The organism is Devosia sp. LjRoot16, from assembly GCF_964252795.1.
Classification (GTDB): Bacteria; Pseudomonadota; Alphaproteobacteria; order Rhizobiales; family Devosiaceae; genus Devosia_A.
Window position 1 is genome coordinate 22,063 of sequence record NZ_CAXUPH020000003.1, and the last position, 26,188, is coordinate 48,250.

A 26,188-nucleotide genomic window follows, 5' to 3' on the forward strand; every position below is an offset into this window, starting at 1 on the left:
CACTCCACCGCTAGTGCCTGGTCTTCCGCTCGAGCACCGACTTGAGGACGATGGTGAGCACGGCCAGCAGCGCCAGCGTCGAGGCGGCGGCGAAGGCGCCGGTGACGTTGAAATCGTTGAACAAGAGCTCGATCTGCAGCGGCAGCGTATTGGTCTGGCCGCGGATGGCGCCCGAAACCACCGACACCGCGCCGAACTCGCCGATCACCCGGGCATTGCACAGCACCGCGCCATAGAGCAGCGCCCAGCGGATGTTGGGCAACGTTACGTGCCAGAAGATCTGCCGGCCGTTGGCGCCGAGCGACAGCGCCGCCTCCTCGTCTTCGCCGCCCTGCTGCTGCATCAGCGGGATCAGCTCGCGCGCCACGAACGGCGAGGTGACGAACAGCGAGACGAGGAAGATCGCCCACACCGTGAACATCAGCTTGAGGTCGAACTGCGCCAGCAGCGGGCCGAGCAGCCCCTGCCCGCCATAGAGGAACAGGTAGATCACACCAGCCACGATCGGGCTCACCGAGAACGGGATCTCGATGAAGGTGATGAGCAGCCGTTTGCCGCGGAATTCGTAGCGCGTCACCAGCCAGGCGGCGGCGATGCCGAACCCGACATTGATCGGCACCACGACGATCGCCGCCAGCACGGTGAGAAAGATCGCGTGCAGCGTTTCGGGTTCGACGATGTTGGCGAGATAGACGCCGACGCCTTCGCGAAATCCGGTGACGACGATCAGCAGCAACGGCACCAGCAGCACGGCGCCGGCCATCAGGTAGGCGAGCCCGATCAGCCCCCACGCCACCGCGGATTGCGGGCGGCGCGGATCGGCCGGGAGCGACGCGTCAGCGGGATTTATCTGCATAGCGGAGCTGCCAGGCCTGAAGCAGGTTGGTAAGGAACAGGGTGACGAACGCAGTCGCCAGCAGCACGGTCGCGAGCGCGGCGGCGGCCGGGTAATTGTGCTCGTCGAGCCGGATGAAGATCAGCAGCGAGACGATCTCGGTCATCCCCGGCAGGTTCCCGGCAATGAACACCACGGCGCCGAACTCGCCGATGGCGCGGGCAAAGCAGAGCACCACACCGGTGGTGAAAGCCGGCAGGATCAGCGGCAGGATCACCCGCGAGAACACCTGGAACGGCGTCGCGCCGAGCAGCCGGGCTGCCTCCTGCACATCCTCGGGAATGTCCTCCAGCACCGGCTGCACCGTACGCACCACGAAGGGCAGCGAGGTGAAGGCCATGGCGACGATGATGCCAAGCTGCGCGTGGGTGACAGTGACCCCGAGCGGCACGAGGATTTGTCCATACCAGCCGGCCGGACCGAACAGCGTCACCAGTGCGAGGCCGGCGACAGCGGTGGGCAGCGCGAATGGCAGGTCGACCAGTCCATCGATGATCCGCTTGCCGGGGAACTCGTAGCGCACCAGCACCCAGGCCAGCAGCAGGCCGAAAAAGCCGTTGAACATGGCCGCTGCGGCGGCGGAGGAAAAGGTGATCCAATAGGCCGAAATCGCCCGTGGCGACGAGACGATGCGCCAGAACTCCGGCCAGCCGAGGCTGAAGGTTTTCAGCAGCATCGCCGCGAGCGGCAGCGCCACGATCAGGACGAGATAGAGCGCCGTGATGCCGAAGGTCAGCCCGAAGCCCGGCAGCAGATGCCTGCGACCGGGCTTTCGCGCCTTCGGCAGGCGCGTTCCAAAGGCAATGGCGCGGGGTGCTTCCCGCGCCGTATCGAGGCTGGTCAAGGCCCGGCCCTACTGGTTGACGAACACCTTGTCGAGCAGGCCGCCTTCGGCGAAGTGGTCGGCCTTGATCTTGTCCCAGCCGCCGAACACGTCCTCGACCGTCACCAGGCGCACCTCGGGGAACTGCGCCTTGTACTTTTCGACTGCCGACGCCTCGTGGACGCGGTGGAACAGCGCGCCGGCAATGTCCTGGCCCTCGGGCGAATAGAGGTAGTTGAGGTAGGCAGTGGCGATCTCGCGGGTACCGCGCTTGTCGACCACCTTGTCGACCACGGCGACCGGGAATTCGGCCAGCAGGCTCACCGACGGGATCACCGCGTCATACTGGTCGTCGCCGAGCTGCTTGATGGTGCCGAGCACTTCGGCCTCGAAGGTGATCAGCACGTCGCCGATCTTGTTCTCGACGAACGTCGTGGTGGCGGCGCGGCCGCCGGTCTCGAACACCGGAACGTTCGAGAACACCTTCTTCAGGTATTCTTCGATCTTGGCCTCGTCGCCGGCAAACGCCTCGGTCGCCCAGGCGCGGGCGGCGAGATAGGTATAGCGGCCATTGCCCGAGGTCTTGGGGTTCGGGAAGATGATCTTGACGTCGTCGCTAGCGAGATCGGCCCAGTCCTTGATGCCCTTGGGGTTGCCCTCACGCACGAGGAACGCCGGCAGCGAGTAGAACGGCGAGGCGTTATTGGCGAACTTCGACTTCCAGTCCGCGGTTACGAACTCGCCCTTGGCCAGCGTATCGACGTCGATCACCTGGTTGAAGGTGACCACATCGGCTTCCAGCCCCTCGAGGATCAGGCCGGCCTGCTTGGACGAGCCGGCATGCGACTGGTTGACCTTCACGTCGGCGTTGACCGAGGCCTTGTAGGACGGGACGAACTTGGCGTTCACCGCATCGAACAGCTCGCGCGAAATGTCATAGGAGACGTTGAGGATCTCGGTAGTCTGCGCCAGCACCGGCGCGGTCCCCAGGAGAATGGCGGCAACGGCCGCGGTGAAAAGCTTGTTCATTATGCCCCAGCGGAAAAATCGGAATGAACCGAGGATTCGGTGAGGCGAGAAAGACGAAGTTGGCAGCCCGCGTCAAAGCCTAGTGCGTTGATCCGGAGGACTTATTCCCCTCGGGCGAGGCAAAGAGCATCGCGTTGCGCGGGACCGGTGCCGCGCGCAACGTCATTTCCAGCGCCTTGGCCGGTCAGCGACCGATGGCGCGGAACTGTTTGGGCTCGATGCCCAGGGTACGCAGGTCGCGGGCGGTCGGAACGCGGCCGGCCTGCGTCGCGGCAGCGGCCGCATTGGCAGCACCGAAAATGCTGAAGACGTCACGGAGAAGGCTGGGCTTGCGGGTCATCTGGAGGTCCTTTCGTCCCCCATAAATGGGAAGGCTTGCCTGCCTCCGGCAGTGGGCGGGGAGGCAGGCAAGCCATGCGTGTGTTGCAGGCGTCAGTCGTTGTCGGCAGCAACCGCCGCCAGCACTTCGCCCTTGCCGCGCACCCTGAGGATCAGGGGCACGATCAGCGCCAGCGCCGCCAGCGCCAGCAGCGTCGCCGAGATCGGCGAGGTGAACAGCACCATCACATCGCCCTGCGAGATGGCCAGCGCCCGCCGCAGCTGCTGCTCGGCCATCGGGCCGAGGATCAGCCCCACCACTACGGGAGCGATCGGGAAATGGAACAGCCGCAAGCCATAACCCAGCAGGCCGAAGGCCAGCAGCATGCCGAGCTCGAACACCGACGGGTTGGCGCCGATAGTGCCGAGCGTCGCGAACAGCAGGATGCCGGCATAGAGCCAGGGTTTCGGGATGGTGAGCAGCTTCACCCACAGCCCGATCAGCGGCAGGTTGAGGACAATCAGCATCAGGTTGGCGATCAACAGGCTGGCGATCAGGCCCCAGACCAGCTGCGGGTTCGAGGTGAACAGCAGCGGCCCGGGTTGCAGGCCGTATTGCTGGAAGCCGGCCAGCATGATCGCCGCGGTCGCCGAGGTCGGCAGCCCCAGTGTCAGCAGCGGCACCAGGGTCCCGGCAGCCGACGCGTTGTTGGCCGCTTCCGGTCCCGCCACGCCTTCGATGGCGCCATGGCCGAACTCCTCTGGGTGTTTGGAGAGCTTCTTTTCCGCCGCATAAGAGAAGAACGTGCCGATCTCGGCGCCGCCGGCCGGCATGGCGCCGATCGGAAAGCCGATAACGGTGCCGCGCAGCCACGGCTTCCACGACCGGGCCCAGTCCTTGGCGCTCATCCATAAGGAGCCGCGCACCGGCTCCACCGTTTCGGGCGCGCGCTTGCCCTGTGCCGCGACGAACAGCGTCTCGCCGATAGCGAACATGGCGACGGCCAGCGTCGTGACCTCCACCCCGTCGAGCAAGTCGGGAATGCCGAAACTCAGCCGCGCCTGCCCGGTCTGCAGGTCAATGCCGATGATCCCCAGCGTCAGGCCGATGAACAGCGAGGTCAGCCCGCGCAGGGCGGAATCGCCGAACGCCGCCGAGACCGTGACGAAAGCCAGCACCATCAGCGCGAAATACTCGCGCGGCCCGAAGGCAAGCGCGAACTTCACCACCCACGGGGCGAGGAAGGCGAGCGCGATGGTGGCGGTCAGGCCGGCAACGAACGAGCCGATGGCCGCGGTGGCGAGGGCTGGACCACCCCTGCCCGCCTTGGCCATCTTGTTACCCTCGAGCGCCGTGACGATCGAGGCGCTTTCGCCGGGCGTGTTGAGCAGGATCGAAGTGGTCGAGCCGCCATACATGCCGCCATAGTAGATCCCAGCGAACATGATCAGTGACCCGGCGGGATCGAGCTTGTAGGTGACCGGCAGCAACAGTGCCACGGTGGTCGCCGGCCCGATGCCGGGCAGCACGCCGACGGCGGTGCCGAGCGTCACGCCGACCAGGGCGTACAACAGGTTGATCGGCTGGATCGCAACCGAAAGCCCCTGCAGCAGCAGGGCGAAGGTATCCATCAGCTGGCGCTCCCCGGAGCGGCCTTGAACGGCGCGGTGATGAGGTCAAAACCCTGGATCAACAGCTGCTCGGGCGGACCGGCGGGCAGCGTCAGCTGCAGCAGGCGGGCGAACACGAACCAGACGAAGCCCGAAATGAGGATGCCGCTCAGCAGCGCCAGCGGCAGTGAAACCTTGCCCAGGCCCCGCGCCGTCATGGCGAACAGGATGCCGGTCGCGATCGAAAAGCCGGTGAACTTGATCAGCGCCATCTGCGCGACAAGTCCGCCGACGATCCACAGTACAGGCGGAAAATCCTGCTGCTCGCGCTCGGGAAAATCGTGCCGATAGGCGGCAATTGCGGTCCAGATGGCGAGGCCGCCAAGGCAGATGGCGATCGCATAGGGAATGGTCTGCGGTCCGATCCGGGCATAGGCGCCACCGGCGCCCAGCCGCGAGGCGTCCCACGCAACCAGCAGCGCGAGAGCCAACAGACCCGCAGCGATGACCAGCGCCGCCCAGTCAGGGCGGCGCTGCTTGTTTGCCTGAGCCATGGGCTCGATCATTGCACGAGACCGACGTCCTTGAGAATTGCCTCGGTGGAGGTGATCTCGGTGGCCAATTGGGTCTTGAACGCGTCACCGGCCAGGTAGGTGTTGTTCCAGCCCTTGGTCTCGAGGATCTTCGTCCACGAAGCCGAGTTCACCAACTTTTCGATATCGGCGCCGATCGCGGCGGTCTGCTCGGCGCTGAGGCCAGGACCGGCCCACACGCCGCGCCAGTTCTGCACCACCAGGTCAACGCCGCCTTCCTTGAAGGTCGGCCCGTTGATGATGGCCACCTTCTCGGGCGACGAAACCCCGATGACGCGTAGCGCACCGGCTTCCACCTGCGACTGGAATTCGCCATAGCCTGAAATACCCACCGTCACCTGGCTGCCGAGCACGGCGGCGAGCGCTTCGCCGCCACCCGAGAAGGCCACGTAGTTGACGAGCTTCGGGTCGACGCCGACGGCCTTGGCAAAGAGGCCGGCGGTGATGTGGTCGGTACCGCCAGCTGAGCCGCCAGCCCACGACACCGAGCCGGGATCGGCCTTCAGTTTGGCGACGAGACCGGCGAGGTCCTGGATGTCGGAAGCCGCCGGCACGACGATCACTTCGTACTCGCCGGTGAGCCGGGCAATCGGCGTCACCGCGTCGAGGGTCACCGGCGCCTTGTTGGTGAGGATCGCGCCGACCATCACGTAGCCGCCGACGATCAGCTTGGACGGGTTGCCATTGGCCTCCTGCACGAACTGCGCGAGGCCGATGGTGCCGCCGGCGCCCGGCACATTGGTAACCTGCACATTGCCGGAAATGCCCTCGGCGGTGAGCGCCTCCTGCATCGAGCGGGCGGTCTGGTCCCAGCCGCCACCGGGCGCGGCAGGCGCCATGATCGAATAGTCGGCGGCAAAGGCCGCGGTGGGCAGCGCCAAGGCGCCCGCCAGCAAGGCAGTCGCGACGAGATGCTTCATTGCTTGTCCTCCAATGCGGCCGACGCAACGCCGACCGTCGTTATTTCGATCCAGGGGGAATACCCCGCGATGAAACAGCGCGGGCTGCCGCGGGGTTGCGGCAACGCTGATCAAAACTGCGGGGGTCCTCCCAGACTCCTCGACCGGACGCTGTTGCGCCTCGGCCAGGCTGGACCAGAGCACAGCAAGCTGTCGTGAAGCTGACGCGCCCTCTCCCAGACGACGGGTGCGCCCTACCTACTGGATGCTCAGCGCGTCGTTCCAGCGCCGGATCAGCCGGGCTCGCTTTACCTGATCGAGATAGACCATCAGCCCGGGGCTGACCGGCACCGGCCGGAGCTGGTTGCCGAGCGCCAGTTGCATGGCGTTGGCGGTGTTGTCGCCGGTAACGCTGGGGTTGAGCGCCGCGATCTGCAGCTGTTGCGCCATGATCGTCTGACCCTCGGCCGACATGAAGAAGGCGAGGTAGCGACGGCCCAGGTCCGGGTTGGCCGCGGCCTTCGGCACCAGCCCGATGCGCGAGGTGACGATGGTGTAATCGGCCGGCAGGACGATGCCGAGATCGGGGTTCCGCGCCGCCGCCTCGGCGGCATAGGAGCCAAGGATGTTGTAGCCGAAGACGAACCGGCCGTCGGCGACGCGGTCGACGATCGCCGAGGTGGTCGAGTAGAGCTTGACCCCCGCCGCGCCCATGGCGCCGACCAGCGTCCAGAGGTCCGAATACTGCTCCTGGTCGCGCGAGAAGAACATGAAGCCGACGCCGGAGCGCTCGATGTCGTAGGTGCCGATCCGGCCATGGATCGCATCGGCATTGGCCTCGAGGTACTGGATCAGCTCGGCCCGCGTCGACGGCGGCTTCGACCCGGCAAAGCTCGGCTTGTGGTAGATGAACACCGCGGGCTCGTAGGTCAGCGCATAGGCGGTGTTGCGCCAGTTGGCCCAACGCGGCCAGCTCGCCGATAGCGGCACGCTGCTCTCCTGCGCATAGCCATCATTGGCCAGCTTCACCTGCAGGTCCATCGACGAGGAAAAGGCGAAATCGGCGGTCGGGGCCCCGGCATCGGATTCGGCAACGACCCGGTCGTAGATATCGACGGTCTGCAGGTCTTCGTAGGCCACGGCGATATCGGGATTAGCGGCCTGGAACGCTGCGATCATCGGGCGCGCCAGCGGCTCGTCGAGCGACGAATACACCGTCACCGTCCGCGCCTCGGCCGCTCCACCGAGCGCCGGAAACACCTTCATCCCCTGGGCCAGGGTCGGAGACGTGACGAGCAGCAGGAGGATGGCAAACAGACGCAGCATGGCGCGACCATGCCCGCTCCCCTGCCCGCTCCACAAGGGCTATGGGCAACGCGCCACGCTCAAACCTGAGCAAGATCGCGTTCTCCGACCGCGCTCTTGCTCAGGGTCTTTTGTATTGGTCGCGCGATCGAACCGGAAAAGTCTGCAACTTTTCCTGATCTCGCTCTACCGTGGGCGCGGGGAGCGAGTGATGCGTATCTTGGTGGTGGAAGACAACCGGACCTTGGCCGATGGCCTCGCCGCGGTGCTGCGCGTCGCCGGCTATGCGGTCGATGTGGTGCATGACGGTGTTTCGGCCGACGCGGTGCTCACGACCGAAACCTTCGATCTGGTGGTGCTCGACCTGAGCCTGCCTGAAATGGATGGGCTCGACGTGCTCCGGCGCATGCGGGGCCGCCGCAACCCCTCTTCGGTGCTGGTCCTCACCGCCCGCGGGGCGCTCGACGAACGGGTGCGCGGCCTCGACCTCGGCGCCGATGACTATATGACCAAGCCATTCGAAGTGTCGGAACTGGAGGCCCGCATCCGCGTGCTGCTGCGCCGCCAGGCCGGGCTGCACAATTCGAGTATCGCCTTTGGCAGCATCGAGCTCGATACCGTATCGCGCACCCTGTCGGCCTTCGGCCAGACGCTCGACATCCCGGCGCGCGAGCTGAGCGTGCTCGAAACGCTGCTGCACAAGGCCGGCAAGGTGGTGGCCAAGCAATCGATCATCGAATCGCTCGCCGCCTTCGACGACGACCTCAGCGAGAACGCGGTCGAGCAGTACATCTCGCGCCTCCGCCGCCGGCTCGCGCCTTACGCCCTCACCGTGCGGGTGGCGCGCGGGCTTGGCTATTATCTCGACCGGATCGCCGACTGATGATGACGCGGCCCTACTCGCTGCGCCGGCGCCTGCTGCTCTGGCTGATGGTGGCGCTGCTCGCCGTCGCGGCATTGGCGGTGGTCGACACCTGGCGCGAGGCCCGCGACACCGCCACCTCGCTGTCAGATCGGGTGCTCGCCGGCTCGGTACTGGCGATCGCTGAGCGGGTGATCGTCACCGAGGACGGGGCGCTCGAGGTCGACGTGCCCTATGTGGCGCTGGAAATGCTGACCTCAGCGGCGCAGGACCGGGTGTTCTACCGCGTCGACGGCCCAGAAGGCTTCATCACCGGCTACCAGACGCTGCCGACCTCCGACGTCGCGACGGCCGACATCGCCTATTCCGACGCCAGCTTTCGCGGTGAGCCGATCCGGGTTGCGGTGCTGCGGCGGGCGGCGTCGTCAGGCGTCAGTGCTATCCCCTTCACCGTCACGGTGGCCGAAACTACCATCGCCCGCACGCAGCTGACCCAGACGCTGCTGGTGCGCTCCGCCATCCGCCTGGCCCTGTTGATTCTCGCCGCGGCGGTGATCCTCTGGCTCGCTGTGGGGTTCTCCCTCGCTCCGCTCTACCGCTTGCGCGACGCCATCTCGCGCCGCGCCCTCGATGACCTCAGCCCGATCGAGCAGCAGGTGCCACGTGAGGTGCAGGGGCTGGTCGACACCATCAACTCCTTCATGACCCGGCTGTCGGCAGCGCTCGAGGCGCTTCGACACTTCACCGGTAATGCCAGCCACCAGCTCCGCACCCCGCTCACCATCATCCGCACACAGCTGGCGCTGGCGCTTCGCGCCGATACGCCGGCCGCAGCGCGCGAGGCGGCGCGAACCGCCGATGCCGCGGTGGTGCACGCCGAGCGCGTGCTGGCGCAGCTGCTGCTGCTCGCCCGCATCGACGAGGCCGCCTCAGATCGGCTGCAGTTCCCAGTCGTCGATCTGCACGAACTTGCACGAGATCGCACGGGCGACTACGTCGTCCGCGCCCATGCGGCCGAGATCGACCTCGGCTTTGACGGTAACGGCCCTGCCCTGGTCCGCGGCGACCCGATGCTGCTGGGCGAACTGCTCAGCAACCTGATCGAGAACGCTATCGCCTATGCCGGCCCGGGTGCCGAGGCAACGGTTCGCGTCGCCGCCGCGGAGGATGTGCTGCTCGAGATTGCCGATACCGGCAAAGGCGTTGCGCCCGAGCAGCTGGCCGCAGTGCAGAAGCGCTTCAGCCGCGGTGACAGCGACAAACCTGGCGCCGGCCTCGGCCTGCCCATCGTCGAGGAAATTGCTCAACTGCTCGGCGGTGAGCTGAGCGTCGCCTCACCGCCAGGCGGTGGTTTCCGCGTGCAGCTCCGCCTCCCGATTGCGGACCAGCCCTAGCGACAATTGTCATTCGTGCGTCTTCGTGCAATATCGTGCATAATCACGCACGGAGTCGCACATGCTCACCGATGAACGCCACGATGTGATCCGCGCCTTGCTGCTGAGCGATGGGCGCGTCGTCGCCAACGAACTCGCAGCGCGGTTCGGCGTGTCGGAGGACACCGTCCGGCGCGACCTGCGCGAACTGGCCAAGGCCGGCTACTGCCGGCGCGTCCATGGCGGCGCCCTTGCCCCGGCGCCGGTGGCGCTGCCGATTTCGGCCCGGGTGGAGAAAGACGCCGATGCCAAGACCCGCCTGGCGGCCGAGGCGGTAAAACTGCTGCAGCCGCGGCACACCGTGTTCATCGATGCCGGCAGCACCAATTACGCCATCGCCCGTGCCGTCCCGCGCAGCATGGAGCTGACGGTGGTCACCAACGCTCCCGCCATCGCCGCGGCGCTCGCTGACCACCAGCAGGTCACCATCATCATGCTGGGCGGCATCTACAACGGCGAACTCGGCAGCGTCAGCGGCAACACCACCGTCGAGGCGGTCGAGGCCATCTATGCCGATCTGGTCTTTCTCGGCACCTGCGCCATCGACCTGACGTTCGGCGTCTCCGCCCTTGATGCCGTCGAAGCCGAAGTGAAGCGCGCCATGGTGATGCAGAGCCGCGCCCTGGTGGTCGCCGCGACTGCCGACAAGCTTGGCCTCGCTGCGCCATTCCGGGTCGCGAGGCCTGAAGCGCTGACCCACCTGGTGGTCGAAGGCGATGCCGATCCCGGCCTGCTCGGAGATTTCGCCGCCCAAGGCACCACCGTCCACCACGCCACCTGACTTTAAGCCGCACTGGATCTCCGCCGTGACCACTCTCGCATTCGCCACTGACCGTATCCCCTCCGGCCGGCGGGAACAGCTCGCCACCCGGGTGATCTTCCTCGTGGTCGGCATCGTCATGGCCGGCTTTGCGCCGCTGGTGCCCTTGGCCAAACTCCGCCTCGGCCTCGATGAAGGCGCGCTCGGCCTGTTGCTGCTGTGCCTGGGTCTCGGCTCGATTCTTGCCATGCCGATCACCGGCATCCTGACTGCCAGGTGGGGCTGCCGCGCCGTGATCGCCGTCGCCTCGGTGATCATGATCGGTGCCTTCCCATTCCTCGCTGTCGCCGACAGCTGGCTCAGCATGGCCGTTGCCATCGCCGTCTTCGGCGCCTCCCTGGGCACGGTTGACGTGGCGATGAACATCCAGGCGGTGATGGTCGAGCGCGACAGCGGCCGGCCGATGATGTCAGGCTTCCACGGCCTGTTCAGCCTCGGCGGCATCGCCGGGGCCGGTGGCATGAGCGCCTTGCTGGCGCTCGGCGGCCTGTCGCCGCTGGTGGCGGCTATCGTCGTCAGCGTCGTATCGCTGCTGCTGGTTGGCTTGTCGCTGGGCGGGCTGCTGCCCTATGGCGACAATGGGCAGGAGAAGTCGCCGCTGTTCGCTCTGCCCAAGGGCGGCGTGCTGCTGCTCGGCATCCTGTGCCTCTTGACCTTCCTCGCTGAGGGCTCGGTGCTCGATTGGAGTGCCGTGTTCCTCACCTCTGTACGCGGCGCCGATATCGGCCTTGCCGGGCTTGGCTATGCCGCCTTCGCCGTGGCGATGACCGGCGGACGGCTCGCCGGTGATCGTATCCGGATGGCCCTGGGCGAGCGGCGCGTCATCCTGTTTGGCGGCCTGATCGGCGCCATCGGTTTCGCCGTGGTGCTGCTGGTTCCCTCGGCTCATGCCGGGCTCGTCGGCTATTTCCTCGTCGGCGTCGGCGCCTCCAACCTCGTACCGGTGCTGTTCTCGGCCGCGGGTCGTACCAGGGACATGTCGCCCGGCCTCGCGATCACCGCGGTCAGCACACTCGGCTATCTCGGGCTACTCGCGGGGCCCGCGCTGATCGGCTTCGTGGCACACCTCACCACCCTGCCCTTCGCCTTCGTGCTGCTCTCGGCCGCCATGCTGATGGTGGCGGCAAGCTACAAGGTCGCGAAATAGCGGATCGCACGTCTGTGTGTATTGTACCGCCGCCGGCTTTTGACTGCCGGCGGCGGAAAACGTTATCCTGCCGCCAAGCAATCTCTCGAAGTACCCAGTATGCCGCTGCAAACGCGCGCGACGCCACCTGAGGGAGCGTCGTATTACAGTGCCGGGTTCCTGAGGCAGACGCTGGCGCACGGCGATCTGGTGGTGGCGCGGACATTTCAGGCCGAGCGACGGCCGATGCGCGACAACAGCCATACCGCCGAGACCTTCGGTATCCAGGACGCCATTCTCTGCACGGTGCACCTCAAGCACATGGACCCCGGTCACACCTGGTGGGACGGGCGGCACTTGCCGACTTCGGAAATGACCGAAGGCAGCCTCCACGTGCACGATCTGAGGTACAACTGGACCTCCGAACTCATCGACGCCTTCGACTGTGTGCATTTCAGCTTTCCGCAGACCCTGCTGCGCGCCGTAGTGCTCGATGATCAGCCGGACTCGCGGATCGAGATCGCAGCCCGCACCTTCGACGCTGAACGCACCGACCAGACGTTGCTGCATCTGGCGCGATCCCTGTTGCCCGGCCTGGCACGGCCGCAGGAGGTCAGCCGGCTGTTTGCCGATCACGTGATCTCCGCCGCGGCCGCGCATTTCACCTCGGCCTATGGTTCGGTGCGCCTGGTCAATCGCCGGAATGGCCGGCTTGCTCCCTGGCAGCAGGCCCGGGTGCTGGAGTACCTGGCGGCGCATCTCGACACCGACATCACAGTCAGCGAGCTCCGCCGCGATCTGCTGGCAATCGTCGAGCCATTTCGCCCATGCGTTCCGGGCCACCATGGGCATGCCGCCGCATCGCTTCCTCCTCGGCAAGCGCGTCGGCCGGGCCATGGAACTGCTGGTGCACACCGATCAATCGCTCGGCGAGATCGCCGCCGCGTGCGGCTTTGCCGACCAGAGCCACCTGACCCGGGTGTTCAGCCGAACCGTCGGGGTCAGTCCCGGCAGGTGGCGGCAGCAGCGAGCCGAATAGTTCAGCTCGCCGCCGAATTTGGCGCAGCTTTGTCCAAAGCCAGCAGGTGCGTTCAATGGCAGCCGGCGATCACCGACTAGTCCTTGCGGGAGGGACTAATCGGGACGTGGCCGCGTGCAAACCTGTTGCTCACGTGAAGGGGATACGCCGCAGGCGCTGCAGCCGGGGCAGTATCGCTTCGGCCCCTTCGTGCTGGACGTGGCGCGCTCGATTCTCACCGAGAATGGGCGTCACATTCGGCTCGGCAGCCGTGCCATGAGCATGCTGGCGGCACTGGTGGCAGCGCGCGGCGAGCTGGTGCCGCGACGCCAGCTGATCGAGCGGGCCTGGCCAGAGACCTTCGTTGAGGCCTCGAACCTGCGCGTGCAGATCTCGGCGGTGCGGCGGGCCCTCAACGATGATGGCCAGTCGGCAACTTACCTCATCAACGTCGCCGGCTACGGCTACCGTATCGGCGTCCCCGTCGAACAGGGCGACTGGCATGAACCGGCAGCACCTGGAGCAGCCCTGCCACGGCACCAGATCACCGCCATAGTCGGCCGCGATCGAGAGGTTGCCGCACTCGTCCGGGCAACCCGGCGATCGCGGCTGGTAACGCTGACGGGGCCCGGCGGCGTCGGCAAGACCACCATTGCCGCTGCTGCCGCTCAGCGGCTGCATGACCAGCACATGATGGACATCTGCCAGGTGGACTTTGCCGCGCTGGAGGCGCCAGAACTCGTACCGGCAGCCGCGGCGGCGGCGCTTGGGCTGGAGGTCGACGCAGATGCCGCGCTCCCGGCACTGCTCGAGTTCGCGCGAGCCCGCACCTTGACCTTCGTTTTCGATAGCTGTGAGCATCTGTTGCCCGCCGTGGCGGCCCTGTCGCAGGCCATCCTCCATACCTGCCCCGATATCAGCGTCATCGCGACGAGCCACGAGGCGCTGGGTCTGGCGCTTGAACGCGTCATTCGGGTTACCCCGCTGGCGGTGGCGGAGGCGACGGCGACGCTGGAGGGTGTGCTGCGCTTCCCGGCCTGCGAGCTGCTGGTGTGTCGCGCCCTCGCTATGCAGCCGACGCGGAAACTCGGTGACGCGGACGCCGCCACTATCCGCGCGCTGTGCGACCGGCTGGACGGACTGCCGCTGGCCATCGAGATCGCCGCGGCGAATCTGGATGTGCTTTCGCTCGCCGAACTGCTTGGGCAGTTGAGTTCCGGCCGCGGCCTGGACCTCGGCAACAGACGGACAGCGGCGGCTCGGCACCAGACCATGCGCGCCATGCTCGACTGGACGACACGCCGTCTGAGCGGCCCCGAACACCTGGCGTTGCGGAGACTGGCTCAACTCGCCGAGCCGTTCGACCTGCAAAGGCTGGAGCAGGCAGCCGGCGCCGACATCATCGCCAGGTTGATCCGGCGCAGCCTGCTCGTTCCGGTCAGGCAAGACGGTCGCTTGCTGTACCGGATGCTCGCCAGCACACGCCTCTACGCGAACCAACACCTCAACGAGGTGTAAGCGCCTCGATCGTCACTTCGGCCCGACCTCGCCAGGCGAGTGCGCCTTGCGCTTGGGCGCAGGCCATCGCGGCAACGGCACGGTCTTTGGCCTCCTGCCTGTCGGCGCAGGTCAAAGCCTCCGCACGCAGCACCTCGGGCGCATTCCAGCCAACGGTGCCGGCGGCGACGCGTTGACTGGCCAGCGGCGTCAGGAAGGCTGGATCGAAGGTCGGCAGCATATCGACGACTTTGCGGGGCAGCTCCGGCAAGGGGCCGATGCGACCCGAGCGACCCATGGAGCGCGCAGCCTCGAAGCCAACGATCCAGTCGTTCCAGAATGTGGTTCCGATCCGTACCGCGGTCTCGCGGAAACTGGCGAGAGATTGGTCCACGAAGTCGTAGTCCGCGGTCCACAGTCCAAGCGGCACCGCGGCCAGTGCCATGGTCTGGCACAGCGCTCCCGGATTGGCGCCGGCGTGCTCGATGGCACGCTGTACAAGCAGGTGGCTCCGCCCGATCTCGCCCTTGAGGAAGGCGATACGCGCCAGGATGATCCGCGCCGACACCCGATGGCTCACGTTAGAAAGCGGCAGGAACTCGTAGGGACAGGCCAGGACCTGCTCGGCAAGGTCTTCGGCCAGCAGATGTCGCCCCAGGAAGTGTTCGGCCTGGGAGCGCATCCGCATCGCCGTCAGCTTGATCTCGGGCGAGTGCAGCCTGTCGGCCGCCGCGTCCATGTCGGTCGCTGCGAGCAGCGTCTCGGGATAGTCGCCTGTGGTGATGGCCGCCCCGAAACGGGCCATGACGCCTTCCGGCACGACGTCTCCCGTCTCGGCTTCGATCCTTCGCGCACGGTTCGCGAGGGCGGCAAACGCACCGGTATCTCCCGATATGCTGGAAATCAGCATGGCGTGGACCAGGGAAAGCCGCAACGCGTCACGCCGGAGCGGCGCATCCGGCAGGTCCACGGACTCAAGCGCGGCCTCGATGTGCTGCACGTACTCGCCAGTCAACGGAAACTGCTGGCCGAACTGCAGTGACAGCAGGGTCAGCCGCTTGCCGAGCATGCGGTCTCCATCGGGTGAGAACGCCCATGCAAGCGCGGCCCGGGCGTCGCCGACGAGCCCACCATAGCGCGCCATCCAGTCACTCCAGCCGACAGTGAGGATAGCCTCCTCTGCTCCGGCAAGCAGGTCGCAGCAATCCAGCGCGTGCCGACGGCGTACCTCATTGACGTCGGTTGCCTCGATGAGCCGCTCAAGTGCGTAGGTTCGGGTGGTCTCCAGCAGCCGATAGCGCACGACATCGCCGGAGATATCGACCTGCAGCAGCGATTTGCGAGCCAGCGTAGCGATGGCGCGCAGCGTACCGCTGTCATCGAGTTCGCCACCCGCCGCGATGCCGATGGCGCTTTGCAGGGTGAAACTGGACTGGAACACCGCGAGGCGGTTGAGCACCAGGCGCGCCTGGTCATCGAGCGCGGCGTAGCTCCAGCCGAGCGTCGCCTCGAGGCTGCGGTGCCGTGGATTGGCGGTTCGCCGGCCCTCCGCCATCGAGAGGAACCGACCATCGAGCTGTGCCGCCAGTTCGCGGATGCTGATGACGTCGATCAGGCTGGCCGCGAGCTCGATGGCGAGGGGGATTCCGTCGAGCCGTCGACACAGTTCCGCAATGGCGCCGACCTCGGCGTCGGTGATCTGCATCGCCGGCGAGCTGGCGGCGGCACGCTCGAAGAACAGCTCGACGGCCGGATAGAGCGCCGCCTCACCCACGGTCTCGAGGGTGCCGTCCGGAACGGCGAGTCCGGGCAGGCGGAACAGCGTTTCGCCGCTTGCCCTCAGGGCCTCCCGACTGGTGGCCAAAATGCTGACATTGGGGGCATGCGCCAGCAGCGCTTCGACGAGTTGCGCCGCCAGGTCGATCAAATGCTCGCAGTTGTCGAGCACCACCAGCAACTCGGCGTCGGCAAGGCTGCTGGCGATCTGCCGGAAGCTGTCGCGTTCGGACGTATCAACTCCCAGCGAGGCGGCGAGCCAGGTTCCCGCCTCCTCGATTGAGGTCACCGGTGACAGGTCGACGAACCGGACCCCACCGGCAAAACGCTCGGCGTTCCGCTCGGCCCAGGCGATCGCCAAGGTGCTCTTGCCGATGCCACCCGGCCCCGCCACGCTGACGAGACGAGAGCGCTGCAGGGCCGAGGACAGCGAACGCATCGCATCCTCGCGTCCCAGCATCCGCACGATCTGAGCCGGCAGCCCAAGCGCCATGCCCGGAGAGGCCGGCACGGAAGCGAGCGCCGGCCCGTGGCCGATCCGGCCGACGAAACGATAGCCGCGACCATGCTCGTTGACGATGAAGCGCGTGCCCGACTGGCCATCGCCAAGCGCTTTGCGCAAGGCGCTCATGTGCACCCTGAGGCTCGATTCATCCACCTGCATGCCAGGCCAGACCCGCTGCAGCAGCTCGTTGTGGCTGACCACCTCCCCCGACCGCTCGATCAGCGCGATCAGCAGGTCGAGGGCTCGGCCGCCCAGCCGCAATTCGCTGTCGCGGTCAGTGAGCCGGCGTTCGGTCAGGTCGAGCACGAAGGGACCAAAGTTCACCAAATCTGCTGCGGTCTGGGCCAAGGCGAGTAAGTCCGACGTGGCGCCATTGCCACGTCCCGAAGCTAGCCGGGCGAACATCCAGGCACGAGCGAAACGATGTTAAGCGAATGCACCAAAGGCCTGCGATTGCGGGACTTAACAAGATTTAACGCTGCATCGAGGACGCCCCCGCATAGCCTCTGTGGAACGATACAAACAGGCGGGACGGGCCATGTCGATCGCAACCGGTCACATCGGAATGGATTTGACGAACGACACGGCGCCGAGGGCCTCGGCGGCGTCCATTGTCGAGCGCATGGATCGCCTGCCGCTCACCTGGATGCATCTGGGGATCGTTGCGATCGGCGCGTTCGGCTTCACCTTCGATCTCATGGAGGTGTCGCTCGGCAACGTGCTGTCGGCGGTGTTCAGCGCCCCGCCCTACGCCGTCGAGGCGGTGCAGCTTTCGTGGTTGCTCGCCGCCATGTATGTCGGCGCCATTCCCGGTGCGCTCATCGCCGGGTGGCTGGCGGATCGCTATGGCCGGAAACAGGTGATGCTCGCAGTGCTGCTGGTGCTGTGCGTCACCTCCATCGCCGCCGCGGCGAGCCCTGACGTCAATACGCTGATCGTCTCGCGCATCCTGTCGGGCCTGGCGCTCGGCGCCTATCCGCCGCTGCTGTTCTCGTTCTTCACCGACTTCATGCCGCCGCGCCGCCGCGGCACGGTGATCATGATGACGGCCGGCATCGCGTCGCTCGGGCCGGTGCTGATGATCTTCCTCGTGCGCTGGCTGACGCCCATTCAGCCGTTCGGCGTCGAAGCCTGGCGCTGGGCTTTCATTCTTGGCGCTGTGGGTGCGCTGGTGGTGGCGATCTGCTTCCGCTTCGTGCCGGAATCGCCGCGCTGGCTGGTTGCCCGCGGCCGCATCCGGGAGGCTGAAGTGGCGCTCGAAGGGTTCGAACGCTCGCGCGTCGCCATTCCAAATCCCCCTGGCGCTGCGCCGGTTCCGCCGCCGGTGGCGCATCCGGTCGATGCCGCCGATGCCAAGCCGAACCGCTGGCACTTCGTCCTGGTCGCAGCCATCTATTTTGCCTCGCCCTGGGGCACTGTAGCCTTCCCGCTGCTGATGGGCGCAGTGCTGATCGAGAAGGGCTTCGCGCTCTCCGACAGCCTGTTCTATGTCGGCGTCTCGATGTTCGGACCGGCGATCGGCACGATCATCGGATCGCTGTTCGTCGACAAGTTCGAGCGCCGGATCGGCCTCGTTGCCTTTGGCCTCGGAATGATCGTTTCCGCCATCGCCTTTGCCGCCAGCCTCAACCCGCTTTGGCTGATGGCTGCCGGCATCGCCTTCCAGCTGCTGGCGATGATGCAGGTCCCGACCATGACCATCTACGCGGCGGAATTGTTCCCCACGGCATGGCGGGCACGCACCTCAACGGCGGCATGGTCGATCAACCGCCTCGCTTCGGCAGTGGCGCCGCTGGTGCTGCTACCGCTTTTGAAGACGCACGGAATCTGGCCCATGTTCTCGGTGATGATCGCGATCCTCGCGGTCGGCATCGCAATAGTTTTCGTGGCGCCCAACGGCAAGGCCGGGCGCGCCGTCGACTGACAGGTATTGGTTTTTGCTGCAGCGGCCGCCGGCGCGATCTGTGTCGGCGGCCAAGCAGGTTTATTGAATGGGGACGTTTCATGCGCGGCGCTGTGGACGCAGCACGCTACCGCAACCTGTGCCGGGCAGCCTCGCGGCGGCGAGGCTTGCGCAACCCTCGCGGCCTACCCTACCGTTCGGTGCGGGGCGCTTCCCCTGAGCTGGCCGAGAGCGGTGCAACGTGATGGACGAAGCTGGAGATCCTTCGGCTGACGACCCCGGTGCGGTGGTGTCTGGCCACGGCTCCGGCGCTCCATCCTATGCTTTTGGCCCGTTCGAGCTGTCGGCGGCGCGCCAGTTGCTCACCCTGAACGGGCAGCCGGTCCGGCTTGGCAGTCGCGCGATCATGATCCTTTCGGCGCTGCTGCAGCGGCCGGGCGAACTGGTGAGCAAGAACGACCTCCTGGCGAGCGCCTGGCCCGACACGCATGTCGAGGAAGGCAATCTCCGCGTGCACATCGCCGCCCTCCGCCGCGCGCTCGGCGATTCCAGCGAACTGCCCAAATACATCCTCAATGTCGCCGGCCGCGGCTACAAGTTCGTGGGCCCGGTATCACGGGAGATGAGCGGCCCCGCGCCACTGGAGGGCTTCACCCCGGCGATCCGTGTCAACCTGCCGGCGCAGGTCGCCAATGTCATCGGACGGGCCGACGTCCTCGATGTGCTGGCAACGCTGCTGGAGCAATCGCGCGAAGTGACGATCGCCGGACCGGGTGGCATCGGCAAGACCACGGTCGCCGTCGCCCTGGCCCACAGGTTAAAGCATCAGTTTCGTAGTGGCGCCTACTTCATTGATCTGGCAGCAGTCTCGTCCGCAGACAACCTTCCATTCGCCGTCGCTTCGGCGCTTCGGATCGCCATCGACACCGAGCGGCCGGCGCAGAGCCTGGTTGCCCACCTCACGCGCGACGAGGCCTTGCTGGTGTTCGACAACTGCGAGCACGTGATCGATACCGCCGCGCATGTGACCGAGGCCATCCTCAGGGGTTGCCCAGGCATTCGGATCGTCGCCACCAGCCACGAGCCGTTGCGGATGGAGGGCGAGCGGGTGTTCCGGCTGGCGCCGTTCGAACTGCCTCCGGGCGCGGATGCGCTGCCGCTGCGCGAGGCCCTGCTCCTCCCCGCCGTCGAGCTCTTCGTCTCGCACATGCTGGCCAACGACGACGCGCTGACCATCGGCGATGCCGATGTGCCGTTCATCGTCGAAATCTGCCGTCGGCTGGACGGATTGCCGCTGGCGATCGAGATCGCCGCCTCGCGCGTCGGCACGTTCGGCATCGCCGAACTGGCTGCCCGGCTCGATGACCGCTTCGGCATCCTGACCGGCGGACGGCGCACCGCTGCGACGCGGCACCAGACCCTGAGCAATATGCTGGATTGGAGCCACGACAACCTCGGCGAGCGCGATCGCGTCGTGTTGCGACGGCTGTCGGTATTCGCTGGCGAGTTTTCCATCGACGCTGCCGCGCTGGTGGCGGGCGACGAGCGTGTCAACCAGAGCAGCGCGACCGATGCGGTCATGAGTCTCGCGCGCAAATCCCTGCTGATGCAGGGTGCCCGGGACGGTGCGTCGAGCTTCCGCATGCTCGACAGCACGCGGATCTACGCCCAGGACAAGCTCGCGCAGGCCGGCGAGGTGAAGCGGGTCCGCGAACTGCACGTCCATTACCTCTGCGATGTACTGCGCAGGGCGGAAACTGCCTGGAATACGACACCGGTGCCGGACTGGACCGACACCTACAAGCGCTACATCGACGATATCCGCACGGCTCTGAGTTGGTCCTTCGGGTCGGATGGCGATGCCGCAGGCGGGATCGTGCTGACCGGACTCAGCCTGCCGCTGGCCATGCAACTGGGCCTCCACGACGAGTTCCGCGAGCGCATGTTCCTTGCCATCGAGCATGCCGGACGGTTGCCCAAGCCACTTGTCGTGCCCGAACTGCGGCTGCACATCGCGAGGAACGCCTTCACCTACAATGTCGGGCAGACCGTCGATGTCGCCTTTGCCCGCGCCGTGGAGCTGGCCGAAATGACGGGAAAGGACCGTCACCGGCTCGAGCCGCTGGTGCAGATCAGCTCTACCCATATCAGCCTCGCTCAATTCGAAACGGCCGCCGTCGTCGGCGCCCGAGCGCTGGAACTGGCATATCGGAGCGGCGACGAATACGCGGTTCTCTCCGCAAGCCGCGTCCAGGCGCAAGCCGCCCACTACGTCGGCCAGCACGGGCGCGCCATGGAGCTGGCCAACGCCGTGTTGCGCCACCCGGTGCGCAACATCCCCTACACCTATGGCTTCGTTCACACCGACCGCCGGATTTCGATGCGCTGGGTGTTGATGCGATCGCTATGGATGAGCGGCCGCGCCGACGAGGCGAGGCGGGTAGCCGAGGAAGGCATTGTCATCGCGCCCGATGCGGGTCCCGTCGCCCTGGCGCAACTGCTGGGCATGGCCGCGATCCCGGTCTATTTGTGGTGCGGCGACTACGGGCGGGCGCGCGAGCTGACGACGATGCTGCTCGAGCACTCGGAGCGCTACTCCTTCAAGTACTGGGCCCAGTGGGGTAAGTTGTTTGACGACGTCATCGCCTGGCACACAGCGGGCCGGCCCATCCCCCCGGCGACAGGCGACCTGCAGGTACAGACTCTGTCGTCCATCGTGGGCCTCGCCGCCCCGCTGCCAACGACCATCAACCTCGCCGACTGGTCGGCCCCCGAACTGCTCCGGCTGCGCGGTGAGCGTGACAGCAGTGAAGCAGACCTGACCGACGCGCTGCAGCTCGCCCGGCAGCATGGGGCGCGCGCCTGGGAACTCCGTTGCGCGATGAGCCTTGGGCGTCTTTGGGCAAGCAGACGTCGACGGATGGAGGCCGTGGACCTGCTCAGCGGCACTCTCGAGCAACTGCCCGAGGGGCATGGCACTGCCGACCCGATCGCCGCCCGGGCGCTGTTGGCCGAGCTGGCCTAGCCGCGCTGCTTGAGCGCGGTGAGTTCGCCGGTGTCGTGGCTGCAGAAGATCTCGATCTCGCCGCTATGAGCTTGCTGCAGCTGGCGGAGCCGCTCCAGGTTGTGCCGCGCCGCCGGCAGGTCGGTGGTCATGATCCGCTCGTAGAGCGCCAGACCCGGCGGCATGCCGCCTTTCGCCAGCAGCTCGCTGTGGTGAAGATACGCATCGCCGGCATTCAGCAGCCAGCCGTCGCTCGTCGATACCGCAACGCCGGCGTGACCCAGGGTGTGGCCGCGCAACGGGATGAGCAGGATTTCGGGTGGCAGGCCTTCCAGCTGGCGCACCGCCTCGAAGCCGAACCAGGCCTCGCCGTCGGGGGTGTAGCTCCGCCAGTCGCGGACCGCATCCCACTGCAGCGGCCGGTAGCGCTGGTTGCCGACGAAGCCTCGCGGCAGCTGCCGCGCCGCATCGTGCTCGGCCGCAAGCAGATGCACCTTGGCGCCTGGAAAGTCCTCGAGCCCGCCGGCGTGATCGAAATCGAGGTGGGTCAGCACAATGTTCCGTACGTCGCGGGCCGAATAGCCCAGCGCCTCGACCTGGCGGATGGCCGTATCCGCTTCCCGAAGCCGAGGGTTGAGCACCAGCGGCCAGAGATGGCTTAGGCGCCGCTCCGGGATGCTGCTCACATCCTGCAGGCCATAGCCGGTGTCGACCAGCACGAGGCTGTCGGCCAGCTCGATCAGCAGGCAATGGGTACAGATATTGGCGCTGAGGCCGGTCGCGGCGCTGTCGTAGAAGCGACCGCCGACCGGGCAATGGCTTCCGCAGTTCAGGTGGTGGATACGCATCGAACCTCACCCCAGGGCAGGCCGGCCCGTAGACCGGCCCGCTACTATGTCATGCCACCGAGCGTTTGAGAGCGGCGACATTGCTGCGGCCGGAGCGGGCGTTGCGGCTCGCCCAGTCGAGCGCCAGGTCGGCGACCTCCTCCCAGCCGAGATCCATGCAGGTCCAGTGCGACCGATCGGGGAAGATCCGAAGCTCGGTCTTGGAAGGCGCGCGCTTCTGCCGCTCGTAATTGGCCCGCGTCATGCTCGCATCGGCCACCAGATCCTTGCCGCCGCCGATCATCAGCAGCGGCGCCCGCTGCGGGTTGTCCCACTGGATCTTGCCGGTCTGCGTCAGGATGCCGTCCCAATAGAGCTTTCCGGGGGTCGGCACGATGTAGCGATCATAGAGCGCATCGGACTGGCCGGCGGGGATGGTCTGGGCGAAACGCGTCGCGAAGAACTTGCGCGACATCTGCATCACCCGCCCCCAGCTGCCGAACGAGCCGAGCACCGGGAAGGCCGAGACGATCGAATGCGGCCCCAGCGGCACGCCGGTGGTCGGCGCCGGGTCGATGGCGACGCCGGCAACGCCGAGGCCGCGATTGAGCAGGCTCTGCACCATCACGCCGCCGGCCGAGTGTCCCATCAGGATCGGCTCTTCCGGCAGGCTGCGAATGGTGCGGTCGAGGTGTTCGAGGATCTTGAGGAAGCCGACCGTCCGGAGCTCGGGGTGTGAATGCGCCCGCAGTTCAGCGGGATCGCGATCGTCGTAGGGCCAGTTGGGCGCCACGACGCGGTAGCCCTTGGCTTCGTAGTGGGCGACCCATTTCTCCCAGCTCTTGGCATTGAGCCAGGCGCCGTGGACCAGAACGATGGTGTTGCTCATTCGTCGTCTCCTTGATTGTTCAGGCTCGGGTTGTTCAGGCTTGGACAGTCTCGACCGGCAGGTCGGCCAGCCACTCGGCAAACAGGTGGCGCGACGCCCGCTTGAGCGCGGCGCCATGGTGGAGCGATTGTTGACGAAGCTGCTCGGGCGACTTGCCGGCCATCGCCAGCTCGACGGCATGGCCGATCAGCCAGCTCTCGATTTCGTCGGCATCGACTTCGGCGTGGAACTGCAGGCCAAGGGCGTAGTGCCCCAGGGCAAACGCCTGATGCGGGCAGGCCTGTGTGGCGGCGAGCAGGCTCGCCCCATCCGGTAGATTGAACACATCGCCATGCCAATGCAGCACCTCTACGTCCTGCAGAGCCGCCAATGGCGATTGCAGGCCGCGGTCGGTGAGCACCAGCTCGCTCCAGCCAATCTCCTTGACCGGGCACAGATCAACCGAGGCTCCCAGCGCCCGCGCCATGAGCTGTGCGCCCAGGCATATGCCCAGCGTCGGTCGCCCGCGCCTGAGCCGCGCCTCGATCAGGCGGATCTCCTCGGTAAGGAACGGGTAGTGATGCTCGTCATAGGCGCCGATCGGCCCGCCGAGCACCACCAGCAGGTCGTCTTCCAGCGCTTCGGCGACCGGCAGCGCGTCCCTGCCCGCATCGACCAGGCGAATGTCGAAACCCGATTGTCGCAGCAGCAGCTCCAGCGTGCCGAGGTGCTCGAACTCGACATGCCGGAGGGCGACACAGGTCCTGGGGGCGCTGCCGTTCATTGCGGCGCCGGCGCCACTTTGCCCGGCAGGCTGAGGTCGCCCGAGGCGATCTTGAAGACATCATCGACGCAGAGCAGTGGGGCGTGGATGTTGGCGTTGACCTTGAGACCGGCGGTGACACCGTCGAAACTGGCGCCGGCGAGCGACGAGACCGCACTCAAAGGAACGCGGACCTCCACCGTGTCCGAAGTGAAATCGAGCGGAAACTCCGGGCTATCGATGAGGATCGGCACCCCCGGCCAGGTCGGCGGGGTCTTGACCGTCGCCCCCTCGGGAATGTCTTTGACCGTCAGTCCACCGCCGCAGGCTTCGTCCTTGACCAGCACCACCCAATGGGGGTGCCAGATGTGACGGTTCTTGCCGCCATAGGCCGCGTCGTCGAAATCCGGGTGGAAGGTAACCGCCATGGCGACGATCCCCTGGCCAACGTCAAAACCAATATCGCCGCTGTCGATCGAGGTCGGCCAGACATAGGCATAGACCTCCGAACCGGCGAACTCACCCTTCGGATCGGGCTTGCTGGTGCCAGCCCCATCACGAACCTTGACGGCGAACACCACATCGCCGCCCTCAGTGGTAACCCGCGTATCGACGATGTCGAACGCGGCATGCACCGCCGGATCGCTGGCACTGGCGATCTCGTGGGCGCCGGCCGGCGGAACGAGTGCGGCCGCGACGGCGAGCGCCACGAGTGATGAGCTACGCATGGACTTGTCCTTTGCTGATGGGTGGACATTGGTGGTCCCGGCGCCAGCGGCCGGGACTGGTGGAGGTGTGGCGGTGGAACCGGCGCGAGAAATGCGACTGGTCGACATAGCCGCAGGCGCTGGCGATCTCAGACAGCGGCAGGTCGGTGCTGAGCAGCAGGTGCTTGGCTTGCATGATGCGGTGGTGCGCCAGCATCTTGTGTGGCGACAGCCCGAAGCTCGCCCGGAAGGCCCGGGAGAAGTGGCCGGAGCTCAGACCGGCGAGGTCGGCCAGCTTGCTGACCCGCAGCGGACGATCGGCGTTGTCGACGATGTGACGCGCCACCCGGTTCTCCTGCCAGGCTGCAAGCCCGCCGCTGCCCCGCCGATCACGCCGCAGATAGGCCGGGATCGGCCGAGCCAGCCGGCTTTTGAGCGCCGCCGCTACGGCGTCGACCAGCTGCGTTTCAACCTCGTTCGCGCGCATGTCGAGCATGTTCATGTCGTCCTCCGAGGCTGGTCAGCCAGACCGAGCCGGTGCATGCGAAGGCGGATCGCTGGCGGGGAAGGACTCGTCGGATTCCTCATCCACCAGATCCCAATCCCGCGCCGGGCGGCGCATCGCCGCCGGACCGGAATCGCGGACGGTGCCAAGCTCGGGCGCGAGCGGCGGCGGGCGATCCCCTGCCGGTTTTCGCCTGGTCATGGCGCGGCCAGCCCGGAGACGAACTGCCAGAGGTCGGCATTCACCCGGTCCTTCTGCGTGGTGCAGATGCCATGGTCGCCGCCGGCATAGACACGCAGCTCGTTGCCGGCGACGATCTTGGACGACTGCGCTGCCGATGCGATGATCGGCACGATCTGATCGTCGTCGCCGTGGAGGATCAATGTCGGCTTGTCGAACCGCTTCAGGTCCTCGGTGAGGTCGGTCTCCGAGAACGCCTTGATGCAGTAGTGGCTGGCCGGCATGCCCGCTGCCATGCCCTGGCGCCAGAAGCTGTCGCGGACGCCCTGGCTGATCTTCGCGCCGGGTCGGTTGTAGCCGTAGAACGGCATCGACAGGTCGATGAAGAATTGCGACCGGTCCGCTTGCACCCCGGCGCGGATGCCATCGAACACCTCGATCGGCAGCCCGGTCGGATTGGCGGCAGTCTTCAGCATCAGCGGCGGCACCGCACCGATCAGCACAGCTGCGGCGACACGCGCCGTGCCATGCCGGCCGATATAGCGAGCCACCTCACCACCGCCGGTCGAATGGCCGACATGAATGGCATCGGCAAGCCCGAGATGGCTGACCAGAGCCGCGAGGTCGTCGGCATAGTTGTCCATATCGTTGCCGCCGAGGGGCTGGCTCGATCGGCCATGTCCGCGCCGGTCATGCGCGATCACCCGGTAGCCGCGCTCGGCGAAATAGAACATCTGGTCCTCGAACGCGTCGGCGCTCAACGGCCAGCCATGCGAGAAGACGATCGGCTGTCCGGTTCCCCAGTCGTTGAAGTAGATCTCGGTGCCGTCCTTGGTGGTGAAGTGGGCCATGGGCAATCTCCTGGGTAAGGGAAAGACGCGTGCCGCCACGCGAGGGGCATGGGAGGGCGGGCGGCACGCG

The 26,188-nt window shown here is 66.6% G+C and carries 23 protein-coding genes; 8 read left to right on the forward strand and 15 right to left on the reverse strand.

From position 1 onward, the window contains the following. Positions 1–10: 10 nt before the first annotated feature. The 8 genes from cysW to ACSQ23_RS14550 all read right to left on the reverse strand — a co-directional run bounded on the left by cysW (position 11) and on the right by ACSQ23_RS14550 (position 7,494). Complete coding sequence (cysW, locus tag ACSQ23_RS14515; protein WP_407065061.1) at positions 11–850, reverse strand: sulfate ABC transporter permease subunit CysW; 840 nt, start codon at positions 848–850, stop codon at positions 11–13. Next, positions 837–1,682 carry a sulfate ABC transporter permease subunit CysT gene (gene cysT, locus ACSQ23_RS14520; RefSeq protein WP_436091415.1) on the reverse strand — a complete coding sequence of 282 codons (846 nt, stop codon included), beginning with the start codon at positions 1,680–1,682 and terminating at the stop codon, positions 837–839. The genes cysW and cysT overlap by 14 nt, the downstream gene beginning before the upstream one ends. A gap of 66 nt (positions 1,683–1,748) precedes the next feature. After that, a complete protein-coding gene (gene cysP, locus ACSQ23_RS14525; protein ID WP_436091047.1) occupies positions 1,749–2,747 on the reverse strand; it encodes a thiosulfate ABC transporter substrate-binding protein CysP in 999 nt (332 codons plus the stop codon). A 184-nt stretch (positions 2,748–2,931) separates the two neighbouring features. Beyond that, complete coding sequence (locus ACSQ23_RS14530; RefSeq protein ID WP_197421256.1) at positions 2,932–3,087, reverse strand: hypothetical protein; 156 nt, start codon at positions 3,085–3,087, stop codon at positions 2,932–2,934. A gap of 92 nt (positions 3,088–3,179) precedes the next feature. Continuing rightward, positions 3,180–4,697 carry a tripartite tricarboxylate transporter permease gene (locus ACSQ23_RS14535; RefSeq protein ID WP_436091048.1) on the reverse strand — a complete coding sequence of 506 codons (1,518 nt, stop codon included), beginning with the start codon at positions 4,695–4,697 and terminating at the stop codon, positions 3,180–3,182. Continuing rightward, the gene (locus ACSQ23_RS14540; protein WP_055882524.1) at positions 4,697–5,230 is read right to left on the reverse strand and encodes a tripartite tricarboxylate transporter TctB family protein; all 534 of its coding nucleotides are present in this window, start codon (positions 5,228–5,230) and stop codon (positions 4,697–4,699) included. Before ACSQ23_RS14540 ends, ACSQ23_RS14535 begins: the two co-directional genes overlap by 1 nt. A gap of 8 nt (positions 5,231–5,238) precedes the next feature. Next, positions 5,239–6,189: a Bug family tripartite tricarboxylate transporter substrate binding protein gene (locus ACSQ23_RS14545; RefSeq protein ID WP_055881495.1), complete on the reverse strand. Its 951-nt coding sequence runs from the start codon at positions 6,187–6,189 to the stop codon at positions 5,239–5,241. A 237-nt stretch (positions 6,190–6,426) separates the two neighbouring features. Further along, positions 6,427–7,494 carry an ABC transporter substrate-binding protein gene (locus tag ACSQ23_RS14550; RefSeq protein WP_055881497.1) on the reverse strand — a complete coding sequence of 356 codons (1,068 nt, stop codon included), beginning with the start codon at positions 7,492–7,494 and terminating at the stop codon, positions 6,427–6,429. Between the two features lie 190 nt (positions 7,495–7,684). Here ACSQ23_RS14550 and ACSQ23_RS14555 point away from each other — a divergent pair, with 190 nt between their 5' ends. The 6 genes from ACSQ23_RS14555 to ACSQ23_RS14580 all read left to right on the forward strand — a co-directional run bounded on the left by ACSQ23_RS14555 (position 7,685) and on the right by ACSQ23_RS14580 (position 14,250). Then, entirely contained in the window at positions 7,685–8,356 is a 672-nt protein-coding gene (locus ACSQ23_RS14555; protein ID WP_055881498.1) for a response regulator transcription factor, read from the forward strand. Further along, entirely contained in the window at positions 8,356–9,729 is a 1,374-nt protein-coding gene (locus ACSQ23_RS14560) for a sensor histidine kinase (protein ID WP_436091049.1), read from the forward strand. The genes ACSQ23_RS14555 and ACSQ23_RS14560 overlap by 1 nt, the downstream gene beginning before the upstream one ends. 61 nt (positions 9,730–9,790) lie before the next feature. Beyond that, a complete protein-coding gene (locus ACSQ23_RS14565) occupies positions 9,791–10,549 on the forward strand; it encodes a DeoR/GlpR family DNA-binding transcription regulator (RefSeq protein WP_436091050.1) in 759 nt (252 codons plus the stop codon). Positions 10,550–10,574: 25 nt separating this feature from the next. After that, positions 10,575–11,735 carry an MFS transporter gene (locus tag ACSQ23_RS14570; protein ID WP_436091051.1) on the forward strand — a complete coding sequence of 387 codons (1,161 nt, stop codon included), beginning with the start codon at positions 10,575–10,577 and terminating at the stop codon, positions 11,733–11,735. A gap of 99 nt (positions 11,736–11,834) precedes the next feature. Continuing rightward, positions 11,835–12,833: a hypothetical protein gene (locus ACSQ23_RS14575; RefSeq protein WP_436091052.1), complete on the forward strand. Its 999-nt coding sequence runs from the start codon at positions 11,835–11,837 to the stop codon at positions 12,831–12,833. Positions 12,834–12,867: 34 nt separating this feature from the next. Further along, positions 12,868–14,250 carry an ATP-binding protein gene (locus ACSQ23_RS14580; protein WP_436091053.1) on the forward strand — a complete coding sequence of 461 codons (1,383 nt, stop codon included), beginning with the start codon at positions 12,868–12,870 and terminating at the stop codon, positions 14,248–14,250. Here ACSQ23_RS14580 and ACSQ23_RS14585 read toward each other — a convergent pair. Beyond that, positions 14,237–16,858, reverse strand: coding sequence for an ATP-binding protein (locus ACSQ23_RS14585; protein WP_436091054.1), 2,622 nt, complete (start codon positions 16,856–16,858; stop codon positions 14,237–14,239). The genes ACSQ23_RS14580 and ACSQ23_RS14585 overlap by 14 nt on opposite strands. Before the next feature lie 190 nt (positions 16,859–17,048). On the opposite strand from ACSQ23_RS14585, the gene ACSQ23_RS14590 reads away from it, so the two are divergent. Further along, entirely contained in the window at positions 17,049–18,434 is a 1,386-nt protein-coding gene (locus ACSQ23_RS14590; protein WP_436091055.1) for an MFS transporter, read from the forward strand. A gap of 337 nt (positions 18,435–18,771) precedes the next feature. Then, on the forward strand, positions 18,772–21,438 hold the full coding sequence (locus ACSQ23_RS14595) for an ATP-binding protein (RefSeq protein WP_436091056.1): 2,667 nt from the start codon (positions 18,772–18,774) through the stop codon (positions 21,436–21,438). On the opposite strand, the gene ACSQ23_RS14600 is transcribed toward ACSQ23_RS14595, so the two are convergent. The 6 genes from ACSQ23_RS14600 to ACSQ23_RS14625 all read right to left on the reverse strand — a co-directional run bounded on the left by ACSQ23_RS14600 (position 21,435) and on the right by ACSQ23_RS14625 (position 26,118). Then, entirely contained in the window at positions 21,435–22,265 is an 831-nt protein-coding gene (locus ACSQ23_RS14600; protein WP_055996571.1) for an MBL fold metallo-hydrolase, read from the reverse strand. The two genes, ACSQ23_RS14595 and ACSQ23_RS14600, sit on opposite strands and share 4 nt — an antisense overlap. Positions 22,266–22,314: 49 nt before the next feature. Next, positions 22,315–23,133, reverse strand: a complete 819-nt coding sequence (locus ACSQ23_RS14605) for an alpha/beta hydrolase (protein WP_055996574.1) — start codon at positions 23,131–23,133, stop codon at positions 22,315–22,317. Positions 23,134–23,167: 34 nt separating this feature from the next. Then, on the reverse strand, positions 23,168–23,896 hold the full coding sequence (locus ACSQ23_RS14610) for a glutamine amidotransferase (RefSeq protein WP_055996577.1): 729 nt from the start codon (positions 23,894–23,896) through the stop codon (positions 23,168–23,170). After that, the gene (locus ACSQ23_RS14615; RefSeq protein WP_055996580.1) at positions 23,893–24,603 is read right to left on the reverse strand and encodes a hypothetical protein; all 711 of its coding nucleotides are present in this window, start codon (positions 24,601–24,603) and stop codon (positions 23,893–23,895) included. Before ACSQ23_RS14615 ends, ACSQ23_RS14610 begins: the two co-directional genes overlap by 4 nt. After that, positions 24,596–25,084 carry a helix-turn-helix domain-containing protein gene (locus ACSQ23_RS14620; RefSeq protein WP_436091057.1) on the reverse strand — a complete coding sequence of 163 codons (489 nt, stop codon included), beginning with the start codon at positions 25,082–25,084 and terminating at the stop codon, positions 24,596–24,598. Before ACSQ23_RS14620 ends, ACSQ23_RS14615 begins: the two co-directional genes overlap by 8 nt. A gap of 200 nt (positions 25,085–25,284) precedes the next feature. Beyond that, a complete protein-coding gene (locus ACSQ23_RS14625) occupies positions 25,285–26,118 on the reverse strand; it encodes an alpha/beta fold hydrolase (RefSeq protein WP_055996585.1) in 834 nt (277 codons plus the stop codon). Positions 26,119–26,188 lie beyond the last annotated feature (70 nt).

What these genes read in the sequence shown, in the direction of transcription:
- cysP (WP_436091047.1), bottom strand. Translation starts at nt 2,747, where the DNA reads ATGAACAAGCTTTTCACCGCGGCCGTTGCCGCCATTCTCCTGGGGACC.
- ACSQ23_RS14530 (WP_197421256.1), bottom strand. Translation starts at nt 3,087, where the DNA reads ATGACCCGCAAGCCCAGCCTTCTCCGTGACGTCTTCAGCATTTTCGGT.
- ACSQ23_RS14535 (WP_436091048.1), bottom strand. Translation starts at nt 4,697, where the DNA reads ATGGATACCTTCGCCCTGCTGCTGCAGGGGCTTTCGGTTGCGATCCAG.
- ACSQ23_RS14540 (WP_055882524.1), bottom strand. Translation starts at nt 5,230, where the DNA reads ATGGCTCAGGCAAACAAGCAGCGCCGCCCTGACTGGGCGGCGCTGGTC.
- ACSQ23_RS14545 (WP_055881495.1), bottom strand. Translation starts at nt 6,189, where the DNA reads ATGAAGCATCTCGTCGCGACTGCCTTGCTGGCGGGCGCCTTGGCGCTG.
- ACSQ23_RS14550 (WP_055881497.1), bottom strand. Translation starts at nt 7,494, where the DNA reads ATGCTGCGTCTGTTTGCCATCCTCCTGCTGCTCGTCACGTCTCCGACC.
- ACSQ23_RS14555 (WP_055881498.1), top strand. Translation starts at nt 7,685, where the DNA reads ATGCGTATCTTGGTGGTGGAAGACAACCGGACCTTGGCCGATGGCCTC.
- ACSQ23_RS14560 (WP_436091049.1), top strand. Translation starts at nt 8,356, where the DNA reads ATGATGACGCGGCCCTACTCGCTGCGCCGGCGCCTGCTGCTCTGGCTG.
- ACSQ23_RS14565 (WP_436091050.1), top strand. Translation starts at nt 9,791, where the DNA reads ATGCTCACCGATGAACGCCACGATGTGATCCGCGCCTTGCTGCTGAGC.
- ACSQ23_RS14575 (WP_436091052.1), top strand. Translation starts at nt 11,835, where the DNA reads ATGCCGCTGCAAACGCGCGCGACGCCACCTGAGGGAGCGTCGTATTAC.
- ACSQ23_RS14590 (WP_436091055.1), top strand. Translation starts at nt 17,049, where the DNA reads ATGTCGATCGCAACCGGTCACATCGGAATGGATTTGACGAACGACACG.
- ACSQ23_RS14600 (WP_055996571.1), bottom strand. Translation starts at nt 22,265, where the DNA reads ATGCGTATCCACCACCTGAACTGCGGAAGCCATTGCCCGGTCGGCGGT.
- ACSQ23_RS14605 (WP_055996574.1), bottom strand. Translation starts at nt 23,133, where the DNA reads ATGAGCAACACCATCGTTCTGGTCCACGGCGCCTGGCTCAATGCCAAG.
- ACSQ23_RS14610 (WP_055996577.1), bottom strand. Translation starts at nt 23,896, where the DNA reads ATGAACGGCAGCGCCCCCAGGACCTGTGTCGCCCTCCGGCATGTCGAG.
- ACSQ23_RS14615 (WP_055996580.1), bottom strand. Translation starts at nt 24,603, where the DNA reads ATGCGTAGCTCATCACTCGTGGCGCTCGCCGTCGCGGCCGCACTCGTT.
- ACSQ23_RS14620 (WP_436091057.1), bottom strand. Translation starts at nt 25,084, where the DNA reads ATGAACATGCTCGACATGCGCGCGAACGAGGTTGAAACGCAGCTGGTC.
- ACSQ23_RS14625 (WP_055996585.1), bottom strand. Translation starts at nt 26,118, where the DNA reads ATGGCCCACTTCACCACCAAGGACGGCACCGAGATCTACTTCAACGAC.